A 24,985-nucleotide genomic window follows, 5' to 3' on the forward strand; every position below is an offset into this window, starting at 1 on the left:
GAGTTTTACCCTCTCCCGGGCCCTTCGGGCAGTAACGAGGTACGAGTGACGAGGTGCGAGTTTACCCTCTCCCATAAACGGGAGAGGGGAGCAAGATAATAGGAGGGGATTATCTGGCCGGTTTCAGTCGTAGTAATGCTCCATCGGATTCGTCGGTCAGGATCCACAACAACCCGTCCGGACCCATGCGCACGTCGCGGATGCGCTCGCTGCGCTCCTGCAGCAGCTTTTCTTCTTTAATGACCTTGTTGTCCTTGATGACCAGTCGGGCCAGGTGTTCGTGGGCCAGGGCGCCGACGAACAGGTTGCCCTGCCAGTCGGGGAAGGCGTCGCCGGTATAGAAGGCCATGCCGGAGGGGGCGATGGAGGGATCCCAGTAATGGATCGGTTGTGCCATGCCTTCTTTACGGGTGATGCCCTCGCCGACCTGGGTGCCGCTGTAGTTGACGCCGTAGGTGATGACCGGCCAGCCGTAGTTGACCCCGGCTTTGATGATGTTCAGCTCGTCGCCACCGCGCGGGCCGTGTTCCACCTGCCAGATGACGCCGGTGTCGGGATGCACGGTCATGCCCTGGGCGTTGCGGTTGCCGTAGGTGTAGAACGACGGTTTGGCCTCCTTGCGATCGACAAAAGGGTTGTCGTCGGGGATGCGGCCGTCGTCGTGCAGGCGATGGGTGCCGCCGGCGTGATCGCTCAAATCCTGGGCGCGGGGCTGGGTGCCGCGATCGCCGACGGTGAGATACAGATAACCTTCATTGTCGAAGACCAGGCGCGATCCGAAGTGACGGCCGGTATTCCCGGCGGGCTCGGCAATGAACAGCACTTCCACGTCACTCAGGGTGCCGTCCTGGTAACGGCCGCGGGCCACATGGGTGGTGGCCTTGCCGTTATGCTTTGCCGCGTAGCTCATATAAAGCCAGCGGTTGTTTTCAAATTCCGGATGCAGTGCCAGATCCAGCAGCCCGCCCTGGCCGGTAGGATGGACCTCGGGCAGGCCGCGGACCGGTTCGGGCAGCAACTTGCCGTCGCGGAAGATCCGCAGGCGCCCGGCGTGTTCGGTGATCAGCACATCGCCGTTGGGTAAAAAGGCCATGGACCAGGGATGGCGGAGCTCATCGGTCAGCACCTCGACTTCGTAAGCGCGGTTTTCGTCGGTGCCGGTGGCGTTGTTGCAAGCGGTCAGCAGAACAAGGAACAGGCTGGTGAGAAACAGGCGCATGGTGTGACTCCGTGTGGCTGAATGGGTGGGGTTGTCGATAGTGAACAGGTCATTATGGCGACTACCCGGGTTGTCATGCCTTGTTGAGCCGGCGCTCGAAGGACGCTGGAATAGCCAATCAATAGTCATTTTCAGCAAGATGTTCAACCGCGCTTGCCACTTTTCGTTAGTGCGGCGAGGGCCGGCAATACGCCTCGAACCGGGACTGGATGTCGGGTCAGGCCCGGCATGACGCGGGTTCGTCTCTATTGTAGTCAAAAGCCCGGTTGCGGCCACCTTGTCGACATGGCGACCAGGGCCGCAATCCCGCGTGGTGCGAGCTGGATGCCAGTTCAAGGCCGGGGATGAGCATGGCAGCGTAGCCAGTCCTGGTCGGGCCCGTCAGTGTGTGCCGGGTAACACCATGACAGAATACCGGGCGTTGCGGTTTGTCGGGTGAGAAAGGGGCCGCAGCCAGTCTGCCGGCAAGCGGGTTTGGGTGTGGCTGTCGCAATAGGCGGCTTTTCCTTTTAATATAGTCAGTCCACTCGCCCGGATGATCCCATGTCACCCATCGTTTCGATTAACAATCTGTCCAAGACCTACGGCAGCGGTTTTCAGGCGCTGAAAAACGTCAATCTGGACATCCAGCCGGGCGAAATTCTCGCGCTGCTGGGGCCCAATGGCGCGGGCAAGACCACGCTCATTTCGATCATCTGCGGTATCGTCACGCCCGGTTCGGGCTCGGTGACGGTGGACGGTTATGATATCCGGCGCGATTATCGCCAGACCCGCAGCCGCATCGGCCTGGTGCCGCAGGAGCTGAGTCTGGGGGCATTCGAAAAGGTCTGGCACACCATGACCTTCAGCCGCGGGTTGTTCGGCAAGCCGCCCAACCCGGACTATATCGAGCAGGTGCTCAGGGACCTGACCCTGTGGGACAAGCGCAATAACATGCTGATGACGCTCTCCGGCGGGATGAAACGCCGGGTGCTGATCGGCAAGGCGCTGGCCCATGAGCCCATGGTGCTGTTTCTGGACGAGCCGACCGCCGGGGTGGACGTGGAGCTGCGCCAGGAGATGTGGGCGCTGGTTTACCGGCTGCGCGCCGCGGGTGTGACCATCATTCTGACCACCCACTACATCGAAGAGGCCGAGGCTATCGCCGATCGCGTCGGGGTGATTAACAACGGTGAGTTGCTGCTGGTGGATGACAAGCAGACCCTGATGCACAAGCTGGGCAAGCGCCAGCTGGTGATCGATCTGGAAACGCCGCTGCGGGAGTTGCCGCCTGAATTGCAGGAGTGGCCGCTGGAATTATCCGAAAGCGGCGAGCAGCTGACCTATACCTACGATCCGCATCGTACCCATACCCGGATCCATGAGTTCCTGCAGGCCATCGCCGGCGCGGGGCTGGTGATCAAGGATGTGCAGACCACCCAGACCTCGCTGGAGGAAATCTTTGTCAATCTGGTGAAGGGTAAAAAATGAAAAGGAACAGTTGGCAGTTTGCAGTTGGCAGATGGCAGTCAAAAGAGGAAGGCCGGATCAGGCAGAGTGGAACCGGGATGAACCAGGCTGGCATGCGATTAGTGGAAAGATTGCCGCGCTCGCGTTGCTCGCTCGCAATGACAGCAACTGGCAGGGTCATTGCGAGGAATGAAATAACGAAGCAATCTCTGTACACAAAGTATCAATTCGCGATGACAGGCTATTACAAAAACCAATGAATATTTACGCCATACGGGTGATCTACAAACACGAAATGCGCCGGGCGTTTGAGACCGTGGCGCAGAGCTTCGCCTCGCCGGTGCTGACCACGGTACTCTATTTCGTGGTGTTCGGCTCGGCTATCGGCTCACGTATCGAGTCAGTGGGCGGCGTGGAGTATGGTTCGTTCATCGTGCCCGGGCTAGTGATGCTGGCAATCCTGACCCAGAGTCTGGCCAATGCCTCGTTCGGGATCTTCTTTCCCAAGTTTACCGGCGCGATCTACGAACTGCATTCAGCGCCGGTCTCGTTCATCGAGATCGTGATCGGTTACGTGGGCGCGGCGGCGAGCAAGTCGTTGATCATCGGGTTGATCATTCTGGCGACCGCCGGGTTCTTCGTGGATATCCAGATCGCCCATCCGTTGTGGATGCTGATGTTTTTGGTCCTCACCTGTCTCTCGTTCAGCCTGTTCGGATTCATCATCGGCCTGTGGGCGACCGACTTTGAAAAACTGCAATTGATCCCGTTGCTGGTGGTGACCCCGCTGGTGTTTCTGGGCGGTACCTTCTATTCCATCGACATGCTGCCACCCGCCTGGCAGACCGTGACGCTGTTCAATCCGGTGGTCTATCTCATCAGCGGTTTTCGCTGGAGCTTTTACGAGATCGCCGATGTCAGCGTGGTGTTGAGCATCGGGATGATTCTGGGGTTTTTGATTCTCTGCCTGGGACTTGTGTGGTGGATGTTTAGAACCGGGTATCGGTTAAAACAGTGACGAGTGGCGAGGAAACAGCAATATGCTGGCGACGCCGATCAAAAGAATTAAAGCGTCGAGACGAAAAATAAGTCAGAAGTCATTCGGGTTCCCGTCGATAAAGCGCCGGTAGGTGAGCAGGATTTTTCGCTTGCCGTTGTCATCAACCGTGTATTTTTTGTATTTGCCATCATCGCGCATGATCGGGTAACAACGCTGATTGCGGTTATAGGCGATGCACAGTTCGCCATGCTCATTCACCGACCACTGCAGTTCGCTCATGAGCTGGCCGTCGCGGGTACCGCGCAGGGTGCCGTCGGGTGCGTGGTAGACAACAAACTCGAAGCCCAGTTTTTCATGGCGGTATTCGACGGTCTTGTCACTGAACAGGGTTTTGACCTGTTCGGCGTTCAGGGTTTCGGCGCTGACGGCAGGCGAGAGCATCATCAGCAAGGGCAGGATGGCAAGGTAAACGGGTCTGGGAAGCGCGTGCATGATGATTTTTCCGGTTGAATGCCTGGGGCTACGATAACAGGGAAATCGGGAATCGGAAATCGGAAGTCGGTAGTTCAGAGTGGGATATCCTATCCGGGTGGAGTGGCCCCCGGGTTGCGCCGGAATGCGGTAAGATGTTCGGTTAATGCCGGTTGTTTGCACCTGCCGCGTTTGCCTCCGGACTTGAACCTGCCCGCACTTGATGACGGAAAATCGAAGTTCGCAGGGTAAGTCAAGTGAAGCGGATCCACCTGAAACCTGTCGAGCCTGGCAAGTAGATTCTAAATAAAAGTTCCCAATCCCCGATCACCCCCTGTAGGGTGGAACAAGCGAAGCTGTTCCACCTGAGTCCCGGCTTTGGTAGGCAAAACTGAAAACCAACCACGAAGACACGAAAAAGAAAGTTCGCAGTCGTCAGATGGCAGTTGGCAGGGTTTTTATAAAAGCTTGACTACGAAAACATAAAAGAAAAATTGATTCGTTTCGAGACTTCGTGTCTTCGTGGTTAAGAGGTGTAAAAACCTGCCAACTGTGTTTATTGCGGCCAAAGCCATGCCGCACCACGCACTCCGCTGGAGTCGCCATGTTTGGGCGGCACGAGTTTGGTATCGACCCGATCGGAGAAGACGTAGGTGGCCCAGAGTTTGGGCACGTTGTTGTACAGGCGCTGGATGTTGGACATGCCGCCGCCCAGCACGATGATTTGCGGGTCGAGGATGTTGATCACCGAGGCCAGGCTCTTGGCCAGGCGTTGTTCGTAACGTTCCAGTGAGGCTTCGGCCAGGGCGTCGCCCTGGGCCGCCAGTTCCGCGATTTCGCGGGCGGGCATGTGGCCGCCGCCGCTGAGCTGGTGGTCGAGGCTGAAGCCGGGGCCACAGAGCCAGGTTTCGATACAGCCTTTTTTGCCGCAATAGCAGTCGCGTCCCGGGTATTCGCTCGGCGTCGGCCAGGGCAGGGGATTGTGGCCCCATTCGCCGGCGATGGCGTTGATGCCGACGATGGAATGACCGCGTACGTAAACACCACCCCCCGTCCCGGTGCCGATGATGACGCCGAAGACCACATCGGCGTCCTGTGCGGCGCCGTCGGTGGCCTCGGAGACCACGAAGCAGTTGGCGTCGTTTTCGATTTTGATTTCACGGCCGAGTTGCTGTTGCAGATCGTCCAGCAACGGCTGGCCGATCAGCCAGGTGGAGTTGGCATTCTTGACCCGACCGCTGGCCGGGGAGATGGCGCCGGGGATGCCGATGCCGACCGTGGCCGGCTGGTCGAGTTCGCGTTCCAGTTGTTTTATGAGATCGACGATCGCCTGCACGGTGGCCGGGTAGTCGTTGCGCGGGGTGTCGATCCGCTGGCGCTGTTGTTCACGGCCCTGCTCGTCGAGCAGGATGCCTTCGATCTTGGTGCCGCCCATGTCGATCCCGATGCGCATGGTTACTCCAGTAGTTCGGTGTCGTCGTGGGCGTAGGGGGGCGAACAGCTGCAGAGGATATGCAGCGGCTCGTCACCGATGTTTTTGATGCGATGGGGCGTGCCGGGGGCGATGGCCACGGTATCACCGAGGTTCACTTCGAACTCTTGCTCGCCCAGGGTCATCCAGCCGCGGCCCTGCGTAATGTGGTAGAGCTCTTCGCTCTGGCCATGGCGATGCAGCTGGGTGATCTCGCCCGATGGGACGATGGCCTCGGCCAGGCTCTGGTTGCGGTTGCCGTGCACATTCGGGTGCATCAGCTCGCGGATCTGCGAGCCGTCCTTGGTGGTGTAGGTTTCAATGTCGCGGTCGCGGGTATGCATCAGGTTTTATCCGGGTTGCAGCGCAGAATCCGATCCAGGCGAATATGGACTGTGTCGCCGCCGCTGACCGGTTGCGCGATCAAAAATTCCTGCCGGCGACGGGATTGTAAATCGAGGGGTTGCAGCAGGCCGATATAGTCCTGCCCCTGCGCATCGCGCCAGGCGATTTGCAGCCGTTGCCCGTGCATGATCCACTCCTCATAGCGGCTGTAGTCAGCACAGGAGATGGCCTGGTAGCGGTCGTCGTTATCGTCACTCATTGTCTTGTCGGGTGATGACCTCGGTCAGTTCACCGTTGATATCCACCATAACGCTAAAGTGGATCGGTCGGCAACAGACATAACAGTCTTCGATGTAGTCCTGATCGCCGGCGGAATAGTCCACGACCGTCGTGAATACCTCGCCGCAGTAGGGACATGCGATGTCGACTTCATCCAGCATCGGGCAAAAACCGTGCTAGCAGATCGTTAAGATATTGCCGTCCGCGCATACTGGTTTTTATAAGGTCGTTCTCCTGTTCGATCAAGCCATCGGCGAGGGCTTCCTGCAAGAGGGGCCGCAATACTTCGCGGGAGAGGCCGGTATGTTGCTCGAACAGGGCGAGTTCAAAACCGCTATTCAGGCGCAGGGCGTTGAGCATGAATTCGAATACCACCTCGGCCTCGTCGGGCTGCTGTTCGCTTTGCACAAGGTCGCGGGCCTGCAGATAATCCTGCGGTCCGCGCTGCTTGCTGCGACGCACGATCCGCCCGGCGGCGGCATCGCTGATCTTGTCGTGCGCCCCCGCGCCAATGCCGAGATAATCGCCGAATTCCCAGTAATTACGGTTATGCCGGCACTGGCGTCCGGGCCGGGCATAGGCCGAGACTTCGTACTGGGCGTAACCGTGTTCGCCCAGCAGGGCCTGGCTGCGGGATTGCATCTCCCAGACCAGATCGTCATCGGGCAGCGGTGGCGGGTGGTGATAGAACCAGGTGTTGGGTTCGAGCGTGAGCTGGTAATGAGACAGATGGGCGGGCTCCAGCGCGAAGGCATTGTGCAAATCGGCCAGGGCCTGATCGAGCGTCTGGTCAGGCAGGGCAAACATCAGATCCAGATTGAAGTTATCAAACCCCGCCGCGTGGGCGGCCTCGGCCGCGGCAAAGGCCTGTCGGCGATCATGAATCCGGCCCAGTTTCTGTAACGGCTCGTCGTCGAAGCTCTGGATGCCGATGGACAGCCGGTTGATACCCGCGGCACGAAATTCGGCAAACTTGTCGGCCTCGGCCGAGCCCGGGTTGGCTTCCAGGGTAATTTCGCAGTCAGCGGCCAGACTGAGCCGGGCGCGGATGCCACCGAGCAGCCGATCCAGCGCCTCGGGGGAAAACAGACTGGGGGTACCGCCGCCCATGAAGATCGAAATAATCCGACGCCCCCAGATCAGCGGCAGGTCCTGTTCCAGATCCCGCAGCAGTGTATCCACATAGGCCTGCTCCGGCAGTGCCCCGGTCAGGGCATGGGAATTGAAATCGCAATAGGGACACTTGCGCGTACACCAGGGGAAGTGGATGTAGAGTGACAGCGGTGGCAGTGAGCGAAAGATAAACATAGAACGGGGCAACCTGCCAATCAGGGCTTGTGAGTATCGGGAATGCTGCTAGATTAGCAGAAGTATTAGCGGCGGCGCCTCCTTTAATGCCTTTGCTGTATCCGGCAGGAAGCGGCGGGATGCGAGGGGAGCGGCAAAATCAGCGGGTCGAATAAATCGAGTAGTAAATTTAAGAAATTCACCGGCTTGACGATAAAGTTAATTGTAGTAGGGACAATAGAGTACCAAATCACCAGATGGGACGATACACGCGCCAATATCTCGCCGGCCTGCTCCTGGCGATGGTATGTCAAACCGGCGTTAGCGCCGAACCTGATGAACGTCACGCTGAGAATGCCCGGCCAACGGTCGTGGCCGTTTTTCCCGAGCGCTTTCCGCCGATCTACAACATCACGGTCAACAATTTGCCGACGGGTTTCGGCATCGAAATCATGGAGGAGGTCGCCTCGCGGGCCGGGGTGAAGGTTAAATATGTTCCGGTCGCCTCCTGGGACGCGGCCTTCGCGCAGCTGAAAAGCGGCCAGGCGGATATGATTCCCAATCTGGGGGTCACCGAGAAACGAAAAGCCTTCGTCAACTTCACCCGCCCGATCAACAAGATACCCGTCTCGTTACTGGTGCTGGAGGACAAGGGGCTGTTCGAACGCTTGAGTGACTTGAGGGGTTCGCGTTTTGTTGTCGGTGTTGTGAGGGATAATGTCGGGATCAGGATTTTGAGTCACGAACCGACCATCAGAAGCCGTGAATATCCGCATCTGGCGGATGCCTTGCTGGATCTGGCGACAGACAAGATCGATGCAATCATCTATCCGGCACCCATCGCAAAACACCTTGCCAGGAACCTGCGGCTAAAAGGCAGCCTGCAGGCACTGGGGGAGCCGCTGCGTGAAATCCCCCGGGCGATCGCCGTGAATCAGCAACAGCCGGAGCTGGCGCAAAAGCTTGACAGGGCATTGCAGACAGTTCTGGCATCAGATGCCTACAAGACAACTTATGCCCGCTGGCATCCGGAGCCAGTGTTCTGGGATCATCGGCGCGTTGCCTATCTGGTCATGGCGCTGATGGTTCTGGGCGTGCTGGCTTATGGCTACTTCCGGTTCAACGTATTACGACGAATAAACAAGGAGCTGGCGACCACCAATGCGTTCGTTAATACCGTGCTGGACATTTCCGCGGAAGGGATTTTGACGCTAAATCGAAATGGCATTGTGCTGACGGTCAACAAGGCGGCGGAGAAAATTTTTGGGCGGAATAAAGCCAGCCTGGTTGAACACAGCATTGTCAGTCTGATGCCGGAAATGGAGGCCAATGAGTTCAGCAAAACGCTCGAATCTTTTGATAGTGAATATCAGATAAAGAAAAATCAAAATATTGAGGGCCAATTCAAGGAGTATCGAATCAAAGCCAACGATGGCCGCCTTCATTTCATTAAGATTGCGCTGGATATGGCGCAGGTAGAAGGGGTTCAGTATTTTATCTGTACCGTGCAGGATGTCAGTCAGCTGCGTGAAGCACAGCAGTTGACGGATTTTTATATTACCCATGATCCGATGACCGGGTTGATTAATCAGAACGGGTTTTCAGTACTTTTGGAAAGCTTGTTGTCACAATCAAACCGCCATAAGCGGAGTTTGTCCTGCCTGAATATAGATGTCGAACGAATGCATACTATTAATAATACCTATGGATATACGGGTGGTGACGAGGTGCTCATAGAGTTTGCAAAACGCCTCGACGAGATAATAAGAACCAGTGATCTATTGGCCGCCTACGACGACAACCTGCTTGTTCGGGCAGGGGGAAACCGGTTTGTAGTGATATTGCCGGAAACTGATCAAACAGGCGCGGTTTATGCCGGTAGCAGAATTATTTCTGCTATTGAAATGGAACCCTTCGTTGTTAATCAGGATAAAATCAACATCACCTGTAAAATTGGTGTAGCAACGTATCCAGAACATGGAGCTACGCCGAACGAATTACTGACGCACTCGGAGGCGGCTCTGCGCAGTGCCAAAGCCGATGGTCAGCAGGTTATTCATGTTTATGTGAAGGAGGATGACGAAGGAGAAAGGAACAGGGAAGTCTGGATTGACAGAATTATTTCCGGCATAAGAGAGAATCGGTTTTTCCTGCTGTTTCAACCCATTCTCGAAATACAATCCGGAAAAGTGACTCACTATGAAGCCCTGGTGCGCTATAAAGGACCGGATAACAAGATTATTTTGCCGGGTGAATTTATCCCTGTGGCAGAGCAATATGGCCTGATAAAGAAAATTGATCGACGGGTGATGGAGCTGGCCATCACTCATCTGGCAGGCCATAATGCCATAGGTTCTGATATTTCCATTTCCATCAATCTGAGCGGCGCAAATATCGGTGATCCCGAGCTGTTCGCATGGCTGGAAACATTGTTCGAGGAACAGCAGCTGGATCCGGGGCATCTGGTTTTTGAAATTACCGAGACGGCGTCGCTGCACAGTATCAGCGCGGCACGTTCGTTTATCGATTCAATTAAAGCGCTCGGTTGTCAAATTGCGCTGGATGATTTTGGAACCGGCCTTTCCTCATTTACCTATTTGCGAAATTTTCCGGTGGATATTTTGAAAATCGATGGCTCGTTTATTCGTAATCTGCCCAATAGCGAGGAAGACCGGGTTATGGTTCGCTCGATGGTGGATGTGGCGCACAGTCTGGGAAAACGGGTGGTGGCGGAATTTGTCGCCACCGAAGAGATATTCAATATCGTCAAGGACTTTGGCGTGGATTATGCGCAGGGCTATTTCATCAGCAAGCCCATAGAACTGGAGAAGTTCGTGGCAAGTAACAATTCATCGCCCTCCCTCGCCCGTCAGGAGAGATAAAAAGAGAGCCGAAAGGCCCCCCCCCGTTTCCCGCTACGGGAAATGGATTTACAACGAGAACAGAGCAGCGTGGCGAAGTGGCGCATGGGGCTATTGTAAGCCAAACCCGCCGGGAAGTGACGAGGTACGAGGGACGAGTTACGAGGAAATAAAAACACCGGAACTTCAGGTTGTTCAACCTGAAGTTCCAGTATTAGGGGGTGGGCTTGTGACTCGTCCCTCGTCACTCGGCCCTGTATTTTTAGAAGCGCGTACCGACGCCCAGGCTGATGACCCAGGGGTTGATATCGACATCGATGTTACCCACGCCACTAATTGAAGCAGTGGTTTCGATGTTCATGTAACGCAGGTCGGCGTTGAAGAACCAGTCCTGGTTGATGTCTACATCCACGCCGGCCTGTGCCGCCAGGCCCAGCGAGTCATCCAGGCTCATAGTAGTCCCTGCCAGAGCACCGGTGGTTTCTTCGCTGAAGAAAGTGGTGTAATTGATACCGGCACCAACATAAGGGCGCACATCTGATTTGGGTTTAAAGTGGTACTGAACGCCAACAGTTGGTGGCAAGTGTTGGGTTTCACCTGCTTTGACCCCATTCAGGGTAATGTCGTGGGTGAACGGGGTGGAGCCCAAGATATCCAGTCCGAGGTTGTCGGTGAACATCCAGGTCAGGTTGATGAACGCCTGGGTGTCGTCCTCGACACCAACGGCATCGTCGGCTACAACGCCGGTGCTGCCATCATTGGGGCTGACGTTGGCCAGACCGAAACGCAGCAGCAGATCGCCTTCTTCAATGGCGGTGGCGGGCTGGCTGGCCAGGCCCAGTGCCGTGGCGGCGGCAATAGTTGATAACAGTGCTTTGTAATTCATGAGTATGCCTCGTTTCGTCGTGAAAATTGTTGTTAGCACTGACTGTGGCAGAAACAGGGAAAATAATATTGATCTGGATCAGATTATGGCAGTGATGTGACAGGTGAGGCCGCATTTAGTTGATCTGGATCAGACTACTTGAGTGCTGAGTGCTGCCCGATACCACTGTCGTTCTATCGGGCCTACAAATAATGTGGTCAGTTGCGTAGACCACGCTGGCGGCGGCCTGCGTGATATCCGTCCACTGGAGAGATTGGAACGAGTGAGGTGGGAGCGGGCCACGACCGCGACATCCTGGCCGAAAAATCGCGTCCGTGGGACGCTCCCACAGGAGAATGTCGGGTAGCGCTGCGCGCAACCGGACCTACGCCTCTAGATACTAGCAGCTAGAAACTATAGCCCCTGTTGCCGCGCGACAGCGCGGCAACCAGCTGACGCAGGGCCTGGCCGCGATGACTCAGCCGGTTTTTGGTCTCGGACGGTAACTGCGCGGAAGTGCAGTCCTGCTCGGGAACATAGAAAACAGGGTCATAGCCGAAACCGTTGTCGCCCTGCGGTTCACGGGTGATGACGCCTTCCCAGGTGCCCTGGCAGATCAGCGGGGTGGGATCGGCGGCGTGGCGCATATACACCAGCAGGCATTGAAAGCGGGCGGTGCGTTCTTGTTCGGGAACGTCTTGCAGATCGGCCAGCAGTTTTTGCAGGTTCTGCGCATCACTGGCGCCAGCCCCGGCATAGCGGGCCGAGTAGATGCCGGGGGCGCCGTTCAGCGCATCGACTTCCAGGCCGGAGTCGTCGGCGATGGCCGGCAGGCCCGCCTGCCCGGCGGCATGGCGGGCCTTGAGGATCGCGTTTTCGACAAAAGTCAGCCCCGTTTCCTCGACCTCGCCGGCATTGAAGTCGGACTGGGGTAACACGTGCATATCAATGCCGGCCAGCATCTGATCGATCTCGCGTACCTTGCCGGGATTGTTGCTGGCCAGCACGAGGCGTTGCATGCTCAGGCGCCCAGGGCTTCACGCTGTTTGTCGATCAGCTGGTCGATCGCCTGCTTGCCGAGGTCCAGCATGGCCTGCAGTTCCTGCGGTGAGAAGGGTTCGCCTTCGGCGGTACCCTGAATTTCGATGAACTTGCCCTCGTCGGTCATCACCAGGTTCATGTCGGTTTCACAATTGGAATCCTCGGCGTAATCGAGATCCATGACCGGGGTGCCGTTGAAGACGCCGACCGAGATGGAAGCGACATGGTTGATCAGGGGATCTTTTTTGATCTGTTTGGTTTCCAGCATATGACTGATGGCATCGGCCAGGGCCACGTAACCGCCGGTGATCGAGGCGGTGCGGGTGCCGCCATCGGCCTGGATGACGTCGCAGTCAACGGTGATGGAAAACTCGCCCAGCGCCTTGAGATCCACCGCGGCGCGCAGCGAGCGGCCGATCAGCCGCTGGATCTCCACCGTGCGCCCGCCCTGCTTGCCACGTGCCGCCTCGCGGCCCATGCGGCTGCCGGTGGAGCGCGGCAGCATGCCGTATTCGGCGGTAATCCAGCCCTGGCCCTGGCCGCGCAAAAAGCCCGGTACCCGATCCTCGACGCTGGCGGTGCAGATCACCTTGGTGTCGCCAAACTCGATCAGCACCGAGCCTTCGGCGTGTTTGGTGTAATGGCGGGTGATGTTGATATCGCGTAACTGATCGGGGTTTCGGCCGCTGGGTCGCATAATCGGAATCTCGTCGCTTGAATGAGGCGGCAGTATAGCGCGTCTGTCTCTGGCCGTTAACGCCTAAAAATATTAACCACCAAGACGCCAAGGCACCAAGATAATAAATTTGTGAAACTTGGTGTCTTGGTGGTGAGCTGTTTATTTCATTTCGTCTTCGTAGGCCTTGATGGCGCGTTCGATCTCTTCGATGGCGCCGTCGAGGGTGTTGACGTCGTGGCGGCGGCGGGCGCTCTGGCGGGATTTTTTGTGCAGTTGCTGCAATGAGATCACGCGCGCCGCGACCGCGCTGGTGTTGTCGCTGTGGGGATAGCTGGATTGTTCGGCCCGTTCGGCCAGGTGATCGATCGTATCGCGCAGGCTGCCACTGTCGAGACTGGAGCCGATCAGGGCATCGTCCAGCGGTTCCCAGAATCCGTCGGAACAAAGCAGCAGCACGTCGCCTTCCTGTATCGGAATGCTGTTGCTGATCGAGACTTCCGGCTCGCCGGGGTTGAGGCCGATGCACTGGGTGACGTAATTGCGCATCGGGTGGCCGTGACGCTTGGCCAGTGAGATACGTCCTGCCTGATAGAGCTGTTCCACATAGGAGTGATCCTGGGTGCGATAGATGGGCAGGCCGTCTCGGAACAGGTAAAAACGGCTGTCGCCGACATGCGCCCACCATGCCTTGCCCTCCTGCATCAGGCACAACACCGCGGTGGTTCCGGGCGCCAGCGGCGGTTCCTGTTCCTGGCCGCTCAGCAGCACGGCGCGATGGGCCCGGCGCAGCAGTTCGCGCAAGAAGCGGGGCGGATCCTCGGCGGGCAGGGGATGCAGTTCCAGTTCGGTTTCGATGGTATCCACCAGGGCCTGGGCGGCCAGATCCCCGCCGGGGCGGCCGCCCAGGCCGTCGCCCAGCACCAGCAGGGCCCCCTGTTCACTGACAAAGGCGCCGAGGCGATCCTGGTTGATCTCGCGGTTGCCAAGGCGGCTGGTACGACCGATCTCCACCTGCACGATTCAGCCTCCTTCTTCCACCGCGTTGTCGGGTTCGCCGCGAGCCAGCAGGGCCTGCAATTCCTCCACCGACTGGGGGCGCAGCATCGGATCGACTTCCATGGCGCGGTCCACGGCGCTGAGCAGGCGTTGGGAATAGCCCTTTTTGAAGGCATAGACCGCCGGGCGCATGCTGTCCCGTTCGCGGCGTTTGGTGGCGGACATAGGCGGCTGGCCGCTCATGCAGGTGCGCATGGTGGCGCCGATGGCGTAGATATCGGTCCAGGGCCCCACATAGCCGCCAGGATCCAGCTGCTCGATGGGGGAATAGCCGGGGGTCACCACCTGGTTGGGCTGGAACTGGCGGGTATGCATCATCTCGTGCACGGCGCCGAAATCGAGCAACAGCGGCCGGCCGCCGGGGCGCAGATGGATATTGCCGGGCTTGATGTCCAGGTGCAGCAGCCCCTTGCTGTGAATATGCTGGAGTCCATCGAGCAGGCCGTTGAACACGGTCAGGATGAAGGCTTCGCTCATCTTGCCCTTGTGTTTGAGGATATAGCCCTGCAGGTTCACCCCTTCCTCGAACTCCATCACCATGTAGACTGTACCGTGCTGGCGGAAGAAGTTGATCACGTTGACGATGTTGGGGTGCTTGATGCTCGACAGGGTCCCGGCTTCCTGAAAGAACAGGCGCCGGCCATGGGCGAAGCGTTCGACGAAATGATCCTGCGAGGCCACCACGTCCAGCTGCTCGTCGCGGACCGCCAGCTTGCTGGGCATGTATTCCTTGATCACCACCTTGCGACCGGTATCATCGGTGGCCAGATAGACGATACTGAAGCCGCCACCGCCGATCACGCGCTGGATGGTGTACCCGTCAAGTCGGGTGTCATTGGGAAGTTCGTGGGTGATTCTGGCCATAGCGTGTTGTTTGCCCTCATCAGCCCGGCAAGATTACCACACTCCTGGTCCGGATGGATGGTCAACCCCGTCGGCTTGCTGTACGCTATAACTATCGGCATCCACCACCAATCTATAAAGAAAGATAACGCACATGGTCTATAGCATGACCGCCTTTGCCCGCCAGCGCTGGTCGGGCGAACCGGGCGAATTCAGTCTTGAAATCCGTTCTGTCAATCATCGTTATCTTGATTTGAACCTGCGCCTGCCCGAGGATCTGCGCGCGTTCGAGCCGTTGATTCGCGAGCAGGTGGGCAAACGACTGGTGCGCGGCAAGCTGGATATCAGCCTCCGGTTTCAGCCGGCGGTCGCCGCCCAGGGCCTGGATGTGGATCTGGCGCTGGTCGAACAGCTGGCCAAGGCCAGCCATGCGGTGGACAAATACATCTATAACCCGGCGCCGGTCAGCTCCCTGGATCTCATGCGCTGGCCGGGCGTGATGCACAGCGCGCCCGCCGATGAGGCGCAATTGCGCCGCGCCCTCGGCGAGCTGCTCGACAGCGCACTGGAAGATCTGCAGGCCATGCGTCAGCGCGAGGGGGACAAACTGCGCGAGGTGCTGTTGCAGCGTTGCGAGGGCATCGAGACGATTGTGGCCGAGCTGCAATCGGCCCTGCCGGGCATTCACCAGGCGTGGCGCGATAAACTGCGCGCGCGGCTGGACGAATTGCGTCAGGAAGTCGACGAAGATCGGCTGGAGCAGGAGCTGGTCCTGCTGGCACAAAAGGCGGACGTGGATGAAGAGCTGGATCGCCTGCGCATGCACCTGGGGGAAATCCGCGAGGTGCTGGCGAGCGACGAGCCCGTGGGGCGCCGGCTCGATTTTCTGATGCAGGAGCTGCATCGCGAGGCCAACACCCTGGGATCCAAATCGGTGGACAAGCAGATGACCCGGGCCTCGGTCGATTTGAAAGTGCTGATTGAACAGATGCGCGAACAGGTCCAGAACATCGAATAACAAACCGGATAACAACCTATGGCACTGACAGACAAAGATTCCACCCTCGGCACCCTGTATGTGATCGCCGCGCCCTCCGGGGCCGGCAAGACCTCGCTGGTGGCGGCGCTGGTGGAGAGCACGCCCGATATCGACGTGTCCGTTTCGCACACTACCCGGCCCATGCGTCCCGGCGAGCAGGACGGTATCCATTACCACTTTACCGATGTGCCGACCTTCGAGCGCATGATCGGCGAGGGCCACTTTCTGGAACACGCCAAAGTGTTCGACAACTATTATGGTACGGCCATGGCCAGTATCGAACAGGAACTGGAGGCCGGGCGCGACGTGATCCTGGAGATCGATTGGCAGGGTGCGGCGCAGGTGCGCAAGCAGGTCCCCGACTGCGTCGGCATCTTCATCCTGCCGCCCTCGCGCGAGGCACTGGAAGAGCGGTTGCGCGGTCGCGGCCAGGATCCCGACGAGGTCATCGCCCGGCGCATGCGCGACGCGGTCAACGAAATGTCCCACTACGCCGAATTCGACTACCTGGTGATCAACGACGATTTTGAAACCGCCCTGGCCGATCTGCAAAACATCGTCCTCGCCCGCCGCCTGCGCTTCGCCGCCCAGTCCCGGCGCCACGCCGAGTCCCTCAAGCAACTCCTGGCGGAGCAGTGACGAGGGCCGAGGAACGAGGTACGAGGTGAAAAACCCCTTTCTCTCTCAGCGCGTAGGCCGGACATAGCGAAGGCGGTGTCCGGCAATCCGGTGGGGGGGAAGGGGGGATAGAAAACAGCCCCACAAACCCCTCGGCCCTCGGCCCTCGTACCTCGTCACTCGGTCCTGTTTTTATGTCTGGCATGCGTTCTGGCGTTATACGCTGTTTTTTACTAAACTGCGTATAACCACCAGGGAGGCCGGGAGATGCGCGAACTGCCGCAGAGCACCCAACTGTTATATACCCAGCTGCTGAGCCAGTGCCTGCAGGCGAACGCGCCTGCCCACCGGGGACTCTCCTTTGTCAGCAAGTCGATTAAAGGCGGTCGACACTGGTATCTGCAGCTAACGATTGGCAGCCGTAAAACCCAGCATTATGTCGGGCCGGATACACCGGAAGTTCGTACCCTCATCGAAAACGAAAAACAGCTCTGGAAAGAAGCCGAACCCGATCGCGCGGCCCGGGAACAGCTGGTTTCAATGCTGATCAGCGGGGGCGCGTTGACGGTCAGCGCGGCGGAGGCGCGCCTGCTGGAGGTGCTGGAGCGGGCGGGGGTATTTCTGCTGGGCGGTGTGCTGGTTGGCTCGCACGCGTTTTCGATCTACGGCAACATGCTCGGCGTCGAATGGCCGACCCGCATCCTCGAGACGCACGATATTGATATTGCCGGCGATGAAAGGGTTACGGTGGGGATCGATGACCCGAAGACAAATTTGCGCCAGGCGTTATTGGAATCGGGCATGGGGGTAGTCGAGGTTCCCGCGCTGGATCGCAAATCTCCTTCCACCGCTTTTCGTATCCAGGGCAAGCAGCTGAGCGTTGATCTGCTGACCCCGTTGGTCGGTAAACCTGCCGGCAAACCGGTGTTGCTCCCGGCGCTGAAGACCTATGCCGAACCGGTACGATTTCTCGATTACCTGATGGAGTCGGCTCAACCGGCTGTGCTCGTCGCGCGTGCCGGTATCGTGGTGAATGTGCCGGCGCCGGCCCGCTTTGCCCTGCATAAACTGGTGACCGCGGTCCGGCGCCCCGCCGCGCAACAAACCAAGGTTCGCAAAGATCTCGTACAGGCGGAATTATTGCTGGAAGTCCTGTTTCGCGATCGACCGGGGGATATCTCATTGGCAATCAAGGCAGCACGCCAGATGCCTGACAAATTTTTCGCCCAGCTTGTCAGCGGGGCTGAACGCCTGTCCGATCAGTCCCTCAAGCAGCTCCTGGCGGAGCAGTGACGAGGGCCGAGGGACGAGGCACGAGGTGAAAAAACCCCTTTCTCTCTCAGCGCGTAGGCCGGACATAGTGAAGGGGGTGTCCGGCAACCCGGTGGGGGAAGGGGGTAGAAAACAGCCCCACAAACCCCTCGGCCCTCGTACCTCGTTACTCGGCCCTGTTTTTTATCTCTGGCACGACCCTGCCCGGATGACTATAATGGTCGGTCCCTGACCAAATTGCCGGCCGTGCCAGCAGGGGCGCGGCCCGAATATCCGGAGTAAAGAATGGCACGAGTTACCGTAGAAGATTGTCTGGAAAACCTCGAAAACCGTTTCGAGCTGGTACTGGTTTCCGCCCGCCGGGCCCGCCAGCTTGCCAATGGTCGCGAACCCCTGGTGGAAGATGAAAACGATAAGCCGACGGTCATGGCCCTGCGCGAGATTTCCGAGGGCCTGATCGATGCCTCCATTCTGGACGAGGCGCCGGAAGTGGTCGATCATTTCGCCGAGCTGACCGATGAGCAGGCCGCCGCCGAGCTGGCTGCGGCCGCCGATCTGGAAGCCGGCAGCAGCACGCCCGATCAGCCCGAAGTCAGTGATGAGGACGAAATGGACGTGGCCGCCGCGATCAAGGCGGCGCTGGGTGCCGAGCTGGGCAGCGACAGCGACAGTGGCAGTGAAGATGACACTACCGGTCAGGCCTCCGGCGAAGCCGCGGCTGATTCAGAAGAGGACAGCGAGTAATCGCCCGCCCGATTTCAGAGATTCCATCTCCCCGGCACGAGACATTTCGCATCAGGCATCTGTGCGAGATGCTCGATGAATACCTTGAGCCCGAGCAGGTCGCCGAGGTCTACCAGGCCTACCTGTTCGGGGCCGAGGCGCATGACGGTCAGCACCGCCTGAGCGGTGAACCCTATATCACCCACCCGGTCGCCGTGGCCCGCATCCTCGCGGAACTGCACGTGGATCACCTCAGCATCATGGCGGCCATATTGCATGATGTGATCGAAGACACCGAGATCGCCAAGGAACTGGTGGAAAAGCGCTTCGGCAAGGACGTGGCGGAACTGGTCGACGGGGTCTCCAAGCTGACCCACATCCACTTCGAGAACAAGGCCGAGGCGCAGGCGGAAAACTTCCGCAAGATGATGCTGGCCATGACCCGCGATATCCGGGTGATACTGATCAAGCTGGCCGACCGGTTGCACAATATGCGTACCCTGGGCGTTATGCGCCCCGACAAGCGCCGGCGCATTGCCCGCGAAACCCTGGATATCTACGCGCCGATTGCCAACCGCCTGGGCATGAACAATGTGCGCCTGGAACTGGAGGATCTCGGCTTCAGTGCCATGTACCCGTGGCGCAGCCGGATTCTCGACGAAGGCCTGCGCAAGGCGCGCGGTAATCGCAAAGAGATCGTCACCAAGATGGAAGAAACCATCAAAACCCGCCTGGAGCAGGAAGGGTTGAACGGGCAGGTGATCGGTCGCGAGAAACATCTGTACAGCATTTATAAAAAAATGCGCGACAAGCATCTGGCCTTCAGTGAAGTGATGGATGTCTACGCATTTCGCATTATCGTCGACAGTGTCGATGCCTGTTACCGGGTACTGGGCGCGATCCATAATCTCTATACGCCGGTGCCCGGCCGCTTCAAGGATTATATTGCCATCCCCAAGGCCAACGGTTATCAATCCCTGCATACCGTATTGATGAGTCCCTACGGTGTGGCCATTGAAGTGCAGATTCGTACCGAGGACATGCACAAGGTTTCCGAAGCCGGGATTGCCGCCCACTGGCTGTACAAGACCAACGAAAACATCAGTAACAATGCCCAGAAGCGCGCCCGTCAGTGGCTGCATGAACTGCTGGAAATGCAGCAGAACGCCGGTAACTCCATCGAGTTTCTCGAGCACGTCAAGATCGATCTTTTCCCCGACGAAGTTTACGTGCTCACCCCCAATGGCGAGATCAAGGTCCTGCCACGTGGCGCCACGGCGGTCGACTTTGCCTATGCGGTGCATACCGATGTGGGCAACCAGTGTGTGGCGGCCAAGATCGATCGACGCCTGATGCCCTTGCGCACCGTTCTGCTCAACGGACAGACCGTCGAGATCGTCACCTCGAAGGGAGCCCAGCCCAACCCGGCCTGGCTGGATTTTGTCACCACCGCCAAGGCCCGTTCCAACATTCGCGCGTTCTTGAAAAACCTGCGCAAGGAAGAGGCGACCATTCTCGGTATGCGCCTGCTTAACAAGAGCCTGGCCGCTCATGGTGCCGCGCTCGAAGAGCTGGCTGAAGAGCCGGTACAGCGGGTGCTCGGGGAGTTTAACTTCGAGAACATGGAGCAGATGTTCAGCGAGATCGGTTTCGGTAACCAGATGGCCATGGTCATCGCCCGCGCGCTGATGTCCGGCGAACGGGAGCCTGCCGGCGAGAGTGCCAGGACCTCGGCCCGGCCGCTGGCGATCAAGGGTACTGAGGGCGCGGTCGTGACCTATGCCAAATGTTGCCGGCCGATCCCCGGCGATCCGATTCTGGGCTTTGTCACCTCGGGCCGCGGTATCGTGATTCACACCGAGGACTGCAAGAACGTCGCCGAGTATCGTAACCGGCCCGAGAAATGGATCGACGTCAAATGGGAACAGGAAATCGAAGGCGAATTCCCCATCGATATTCGTATGCTGGTCTATAATCAGCGCGGCGTCCTGGCCACCATCGCTGCGACCCTCTCGGAGATGGAAGCCAACATCGAAAACGTCAGCATCGAAGAACGCGACGGCCTGCATTCGACCCTGAGTTTTACCGTCTCGGTGAAAAACCGCCAGCACCTGGCGCGCATCATGCGTCATTTACGTAAGCTTGATATGGTTTCCCGCATTCACCGTTTGAAACGGTGAATGCGGAGTTGGCAGTTTTAGCAGTTAGCAGTATGCAGTTATCAGTTGGCAGCATTCAATTGACTGCTAACTGCCAACTGATGACTGTCAACTATCAATAACAACACGATTGGAGCTTGTTATGTCTCGCGAAATAATCCAAACCGATCACGCCCCGCAGGCCATTGGTCCCTATTCCCAGGCCGTGAAGGTCGACAACACCGTGTATCTGTCCGGCCAGATTCCACTGATCCCCGAGAGCATGGAACTGGTCACCGGCGACATCAATGCCCAGATCCGTCGCGTATTCGACAACCTGAGTGCTGTATGTGAAGCCGCCGGCGGCAGTCTGAACGATATTGCCAAGCTGAATATCTTTTTAACTGATCTGAGCCACTTCCCGACGGTCAACGAGATCATGAGCGAATATTTCGCCGAACCCTATCCCGCCCGCGCCGCCATCGGTGTTGCGTCGCTGCCCAAGGGCGCGGAAGTGGAGATGGATGCAGTAATGGTGCTAAACGGACAGGTTTAACAGGTCGAACAAGGCGGGATGACGGTTATGCTTGTTCCGCCGGATAACAACAATTTTTTGTACAGGATGTAATCATGGATGATTTATTCAGTGCGATTTCCCGCGTGCTATAGTCTCCTGCCATGGTGACACCGACTTCTTCCGCGACTGACCTGACCCGCCTCAAGGGGATTGGCCCGAAGATGGCCGAGCGCTTTGCGCGCCTGGGGATCGAGTCGGTGGAGCAGCTGTTGTTTCACCTGCCGCTGCGTTATGAAGATCGGACTCGTATTACGCCGCTGGGCGCGTTGCGGGCCGGCATGCATGCAGTGGTTGAAGGGGAAGTGCAGCTCAGTGAAATTAAATTTGCTCGTCGGCGCATGTTGTTGACGCGGCTGAGCGATCGCACCGGGTTTATCACGCTGCGCTTTTTCCATTTCAACGCGCGCCAACAGGAAAGCCTGTCACGCGGTAAGTGGGTGCGGGCCTATGGCGAGGTGCGTCGGGGCAGTGGGGGGCTGGAGATGGTGCATCCCGAATTCAGTGTCATCGAGCCGGAACCCGCGCCCGAGGTGGAGGCGAGTCTGACGCCGGTTTATCCCGCCACCGAAGGGTTGCATCAATTGACCCTGCGCAACGCGATGCAGCAGGCGCTGGCGTTATTGGGTTCGGATCGGTTGCATTTGCCCGAGTTGTTGCCGACGGATCTGCTGCAGGCCGAGGGTCTGCCGGATCTCAAACAGGCCTTGTTGTATGTGCATCAGCCACCGGTCGAAGCGGATCTGGATGAACTGCTGGAGGCGCAACATCCGGCCATGCAGCGGCTGATCATCGAGGATTTGCTGGCGCATGTGTTGAGTTTGCGCCAGTTGCGCCAGCGCAGTCATACCCATCAGGCCAAAGCGTTATCCGTACACGGTGAGCCGGGTGCACGGTTTCTGGCCGCACTGCCGTTTGAACTGACCGGTGCGCAGCAACGGGTGGTGGAGGAAATCAATACCGATCTGCAGCAAGGCCTTCCCATGCAGCGTCTGGTGCAGGGGGATGTCGGTTCGGGCAAGACCGTGGTCGCGGCGCTGGCGGCACTGGCAGCGGTGGATGCCGGGGCCCAGGCGGCCATTATGGCGCCGACCGAAATTCTGGCTGAACAACATTATCGCAATTTTGCCGAGTGGCTCACCCCTTTGGGAATCGAAGTGACCTGGCTGTCGGGCAAGGCGAAACAGGGCGAACGGCGCGCGGCGCTGGATAAACTGGTCTCGGGCCAAACGGCGATCGCCGTGGGGACCCATGCCCTGTTCCAGGAAGACGTCGTGTTCGATGATCTGGCGCTGGTGATCATCGATGAACAGCATCGCTTCGGCGTGCACCAGCGACTCGCGCTGCGCGAGAAGGGACGGCGGGAGGATGCGCTGCCGCACCAGCTGATCATGACTGCCACGCCGATTCCGCGCACGTTGAGCATGGCGGTGTATGCTGATCTCGATTGCTCAGTGATCGATGAACTGCCGCCGGGACGCACCCCGGTGGAGACGGTGGTGATTCCCGATTCGCGTCGCGACGAGGTGGTCGCCCGGGTCCACCAGGCCTGCAAGCAGGGCTCGCAGGTCTACTGGGTCTGCACCCTGATCGAGGAGTCGGAGGTGTTGCAATGCCAGGCAGCGGAAGAGACCGCGCAGGTACTGGCGCAAGCTCTGCCCGATGTACGGGTCGGGCTGGTCCACGGGCGACTCAAGCCGGCCGACAAGGAAGCGGTCATGGCGCGCTTCAAGGCCGGCGAACTGGATTTGCTGGTGGCGACCACGGTGATCGAAGTCGGGGTGGATGTGCCCAATGCCGGGCTGATGATCATCGAAAACGCTGAACGCCTCGGTCTGGCCCAGTTGCATCAGCTGCGCGGGCGAGTCGGGCGCGGCAGCCGGGCGAGTGTCTGTGTTCTCATGTATCATGGCTCGCTTTCAACCAATGCGCGTGAACGACTGGCGGTGATGCGCCGCAGTAACGACGGCTTTGAGATCGCGCGCAAGGACATGGAACTGCGCGGTCCCGGCGAAGTGCTGGGAACGCGCCAGACCGGGATGCTGCAATTGAAAATCGCCGACCTGCAACGTGACGAGGCACTGATGCCCACCGTGATCAGCCTGACCGACCGGCTTCTCAAGGATCGCCCCGAGGCCGTCAAACCCCTGATTCAACGCTGGGTCGGGCAGGCCGTGCGTTATGGCAGTGTCTAAGCGCGGCCGATGAAACGTTGTGCCCACCGTTTTTGCCAGCCGGTCTGGCGTCGACGCGAGCAGTTGCTGACCCCGCCGCCGATCGCCGACTGGTTGTTCGATACCGGTTCACTGACCCGGCGTTTACAACAGGCCTGTGCCGGCCACTTCCGGGTCGAGCTGGTCGACCAGCACTGGGCCCGACCGCAGCTCAACGAACGGCGCCGCCTGGGAATGTCCGCGCGACATCTGGCGCTGATCCGCCAGGTTTACCTGTACTGCGATGACACGCCCTGCGTGTTTGCCCGCACGATTATTCCCCGTCCGACCCTCAGTGGCGCCGAGCGCCATCTCGCTGTGCTGGGTAACCGGCCGCTGGGCGCGGTGCTGTTCGCCGATCCCCGCATGCATCGCGAGCCAATGGAATTCACCCGCCTGCAGGCCGGCGAGCGTCTGTTCGGGGCGGCGGTGCAGCGGCTCGATGCCGTGCCGGCCGTGATCTGGGGCCGCCGTTCGCTGTTTTACCTGGCAGCCAAGCCGCTGCTGGTGAACGAAATTTTTCTGCCCGCGATCGAAAAACTGTGAACTTCGTGTTTGACAGATTCTGATTCCGCATGCCTCAGGATTATTGTTACAATTCAGCATTCACTCCCAGGCCAGCACACGACAGAGGTTGAATGAATTCGCAGCGACCGGTGATAAACCGCGATCAGATTCGCGACCGCCTGTATCAGTATTTCCTGCTGACCCGTCTGCACCGACCGATTGGTATTTTCCTGCTGTTATGGCCCACCCTGTGGGCGCTGTGGATCGCGGCCGAGGGGTTTCCGCGGCTGGAGGTGTTCGTGGTGTTTGTGCTGGGCGTGATCCTGATGCGCTCGGCCGGCTGCGTGATTAACGATTACGCCGATCGCGAGTTCGACCCGCATGTGTCGCGCACTCGCGAGCGACCCATCGCCAGCGGCAAGGTGCGTCCGCGCGAGGCGCTGGGACTGTTCGTGGGGCTCTGTTTACTGGCCTTTTTGCTGGTTCTGACCATGAACCGGCTGACGATCTATCTGGCCTTCGTCGGCGCGGCGCTGGCGGCGATCTACCCCTTTATGAAGCGTTATACCCATTTGCCCCAGGTGGTGCTGGGCATGGCCTTCGGCTGGGCGATTCCCATGGCGTTTGCGGCCCAGGCCGGCGAAGTGCCAAAGGTGGCCTGGCTGCTGTTTGTGATCAACGTGGTCTGGTCGGTGGCCTACGACACCATGTATGCCATGTCCGACCGCGAGGACGACCTGAAGGTCGGGGTCAAATCCACCGCCATCCTGTTCGGCGACGCGGACCGCTTGATCGTCGGCCTGATGCAGGGGCTGGTCTTGCTGGGACTGCTGTTGCTGGGGCGTCAGCTGGCGCTGGGAACACCTTATTATATAGGCCTGCTGGCGGCGCTTGGTTTTGCCCTGTATCAGCAGTACCTGATCCGGGATCGGGAACCGGCGGCCTGTTTTCGGGCCTTTTTGAACAACAGCTGGCTGGGCGGGGCGGTGTTTGCCGGGCTGCTGGTGGCTTACGCCTGGGGCTGAAACTGGAACT

At 58.7% G+C, this 24,985-nt stretch carries 24 protein-coding genes; 12 read left to right on the top strand and 12 right to left on the bottom strand.

All coding sequences use genetic code 11. From position 1 onward, the window contains the following. Positions 1–109: 109 nt before the first annotated feature. Positions 110–1,219 (bottom strand): PQQ-dependent sugar dehydrogenase, encoded by a 1,110-nt coding sequence (locus U5K34_RS06665; protein WP_322567671.1) that lies wholly within the window; start codon positions 1,217–1,219, stop codon positions 110–112. A 543-nt stretch (positions 1,220–1,762) separates the two neighbouring features. Here U5K34_RS06665 and U5K34_RS06670 point away from each other — a divergent pair. Beyond that, complete coding sequence (locus U5K34_RS06670) at positions 1,763–2,689, top strand: ABC transporter ATP-binding protein (RefSeq protein WP_322567672.1); 927 nt, start codon at positions 1,763–1,765, stop codon at positions 2,687–2,689. A 235-nt stretch (positions 2,690–2,924) separates the two neighbouring features. Continuing rightward, positions 2,925–3,686, top strand: coding sequence for an ABC transporter permease (locus U5K34_RS06675; RefSeq protein ID WP_322567673.1), 762 nt, complete (start codon positions 2,925–2,927; stop codon positions 3,684–3,686). 72 nt (positions 3,687–3,758) lie between these two features. Here U5K34_RS06675 and U5K34_RS06680 read toward each other — a convergent pair whose 3' ends face one another. From U5K34_RS06680 to hemW, 6 genes are all read right to left on the bottom strand, one after another. Next, complete coding sequence (locus U5K34_RS06680) at positions 3,759–4,160, bottom strand: hypothetical protein (protein WP_322567674.1); 402 nt, start codon at positions 4,158–4,160, stop codon at positions 3,759–3,761. A 535-nt stretch (positions 4,161–4,695) separates the two neighbouring features. Next, positions 4,696–5,592, bottom strand: coding sequence for an ROK family protein (locus U5K34_RS06685; RefSeq protein ID WP_322567675.1), 897 nt, complete (start codon positions 5,590–5,592; stop codon positions 4,696–4,698). Between the two features lie 2 nt (positions 5,593–5,594). Continuing rightward, a complete protein-coding gene (locus U5K34_RS06690; protein ID WP_322567676.1) occupies positions 5,595–5,954 on the bottom strand; it encodes a cupin domain-containing protein in 360 nt (119 codons plus the stop codon). Next, positions 5,954–6,214: a hypothetical protein gene (locus U5K34_RS06695; protein WP_322567677.1), complete on the bottom strand. Its 261-nt coding sequence runs from the start codon at positions 6,212–6,214 to the stop codon at positions 5,954–5,956. The genes U5K34_RS06690 and U5K34_RS06695 overlap by 1 nt, the downstream gene beginning before the upstream one ends. Then, on the bottom strand, positions 6,207–6,395 hold the full coding sequence (locus U5K34_RS06700) for a CPXCG motif-containing cysteine-rich protein (RefSeq protein ID WP_322567678.1): 189 nt from the start codon (positions 6,393–6,395) through the stop codon (positions 6,207–6,209). The genes U5K34_RS06695 and U5K34_RS06700 overlap by 8 nt, the downstream gene beginning before the upstream one ends. Beyond that, positions 6,385–7,542 (bottom strand): radical SAM family heme chaperone HemW, encoded by a 1,158-nt coding sequence (hemW, locus tag U5K34_RS06705; protein WP_322567679.1) that lies wholly within the window; start codon positions 7,540–7,542, stop codon positions 6,385–6,387. Before hemW ends, U5K34_RS06700 begins: the two co-directional genes overlap by 11 nt. Before the next feature lie 236 nt (positions 7,543–7,778). Here hemW and U5K34_RS06710 point away from each other — a divergent pair, with 236 nt between their 5' ends. Next, complete coding sequence (locus tag U5K34_RS06710) at positions 7,779–10,403, top strand: EAL domain-containing protein (protein WP_322567680.1); 2,625 nt, start codon at positions 7,779–7,781, stop codon at positions 10,401–10,403. Between the two features lie 241 nt (positions 10,404–10,644). Here the strand turns inward: U5K34_RS06710 and U5K34_RS06715 are convergent, their stop codons facing one another. The 5 genes from U5K34_RS06715 to U5K34_RS06735 form a co-directional block, all read right to left on the bottom strand. Beyond that, positions 10,645–11,268 (bottom strand): OmpW/AlkL family protein, encoded by a 624-nt coding sequence (locus U5K34_RS06715; RefSeq protein ID WP_322567681.1) that lies wholly within the window; start codon positions 11,266–11,268, stop codon positions 10,645–10,647. A 386-nt stretch (positions 11,269–11,654) separates the two neighbouring features. After that, the gene (locus tag U5K34_RS06720) at positions 11,655–12,266 is read right to left on the bottom strand and encodes an XTP/dITP diphosphatase (protein ID WP_322567682.1); all 612 of its coding nucleotides are present in this window, start codon (positions 12,264–12,266) and stop codon (positions 11,655–11,657) included. Between the two features lie 2 nt (positions 12,267–12,268). Then, positions 12,269–12,985: a ribonuclease PH gene (rph, locus tag U5K34_RS06725; RefSeq protein ID WP_322567683.1), complete on the bottom strand. Its 717-nt coding sequence runs from the start codon at positions 12,983–12,985 to the stop codon at positions 12,269–12,271. 141 nt (positions 12,986–13,126) lie between these two features. Further along, positions 13,127–13,984: a PP2C family serine/threonine-protein phosphatase gene (locus U5K34_RS06730; RefSeq protein ID WP_322567684.1), complete on the bottom strand. Its 858-nt coding sequence runs from the start codon at positions 13,982–13,984 to the stop codon at positions 13,127–13,129. A gap of 3 nt (positions 13,985–13,987) precedes the next feature. Beyond that, positions 13,988–14,887, bottom strand: coding sequence for a serine/threonine-protein kinase (locus U5K34_RS06735; RefSeq protein WP_322567685.1), 900 nt, complete (start codon positions 14,885–14,887; stop codon positions 13,988–13,990). Between the two features lie 133 nt (positions 14,888–15,020). On the opposite strand from U5K34_RS06735, the gene U5K34_RS06740 reads away from it, so the two are divergent. From U5K34_RS06740 to ubiA, 9 genes are all read left to right on the top strand, one after another. After that, entirely contained in the window at positions 15,021–15,884 is an 864-nt protein-coding gene (locus U5K34_RS06740) for a YicC/YloC family endoribonuclease (RefSeq protein WP_322567686.1), read from the top strand. Between the two features lie 18 nt (positions 15,885–15,902). After that, entirely contained in the window at positions 15,903–16,544 is a 642-nt protein-coding gene (gmk, locus tag U5K34_RS06745; protein ID WP_322567687.1) for a guanylate kinase, read from the top strand. Positions 16,545–16,790: 246 nt separating this feature from the next. Continuing rightward, positions 16,791–17,816, top strand: a complete 1,026-nt coding sequence (locus U5K34_RS06750) for a GSU2403 family nucleotidyltransferase fold protein (RefSeq protein WP_322567688.1) — start codon at positions 16,791–16,793, stop codon at positions 17,814–17,816. Positions 17,817–18,080: 264 nt separating this feature from the next. Continuing rightward, a complete protein-coding gene (gene rpoZ, locus U5K34_RS16085) occupies positions 18,081–18,539 on the top strand; it encodes a DNA-directed RNA polymerase subunit omega (protein WP_416224040.1) in 459 nt (152 codons plus the stop codon). A gap of 68 nt (positions 18,540–18,607) precedes the next feature. Continuing rightward, the gene (gene spoT / locus U5K34_RS06760) at positions 18,608–20,698 is read left to right on the top strand and encodes a bifunctional GTP diphosphokinase/guanosine-3',5'-bis pyrophosphate 3'-pyrophosphohydrolase (protein ID WP_322567689.1); all 2,091 of its coding nucleotides are present in this window, start codon (positions 18,608–18,610) and stop codon (positions 20,696–20,698) included. A 121-nt stretch (positions 20,699–20,819) separates the two neighbouring features. Continuing rightward, a complete protein-coding gene (locus tag U5K34_RS06765; RefSeq protein WP_322567690.1) occupies positions 20,820–21,212 on the top strand; it encodes a RidA family protein in 393 nt (130 codons plus the stop codon). A 122-nt stretch (positions 21,213–21,334) separates the two neighbouring features. After that, entirely contained in the window at positions 21,335–23,425 is a 2,091-nt protein-coding gene (recG, locus tag U5K34_RS06770) for an ATP-dependent DNA helicase RecG (protein WP_322567691.1), read from the top strand. A gap of 9 nt (positions 23,426–23,434) precedes the next feature. Then, on the top strand, positions 23,435–23,989 hold the full coding sequence (locus tag U5K34_RS06775; RefSeq protein WP_322567692.1) for a chorismate--pyruvate lyase family protein: 555 nt from the start codon (positions 23,435–23,437) through the stop codon (positions 23,987–23,989). 92 nt (positions 23,990–24,081) lie between these two features. Further along, on the top strand, positions 24,082–24,975 hold the full coding sequence (gene ubiA / locus U5K34_RS06780) for a 4-hydroxybenzoate octaprenyltransferase (RefSeq protein WP_322567693.1): 894 nt from the start codon (positions 24,082–24,084) through the stop codon (positions 24,973–24,975). The last annotated feature ends 10 nt before the right edge of the window (positions 24,976–24,985 follow it).

The organism is Thiohalophilus sp. (assembly GCF_034521165.1).
Lineage (GTDB): Bacteria > Pseudomonadota > Gammaproteobacteria > UBA6429 > Thiohalophilaceae > Thiohalophilus.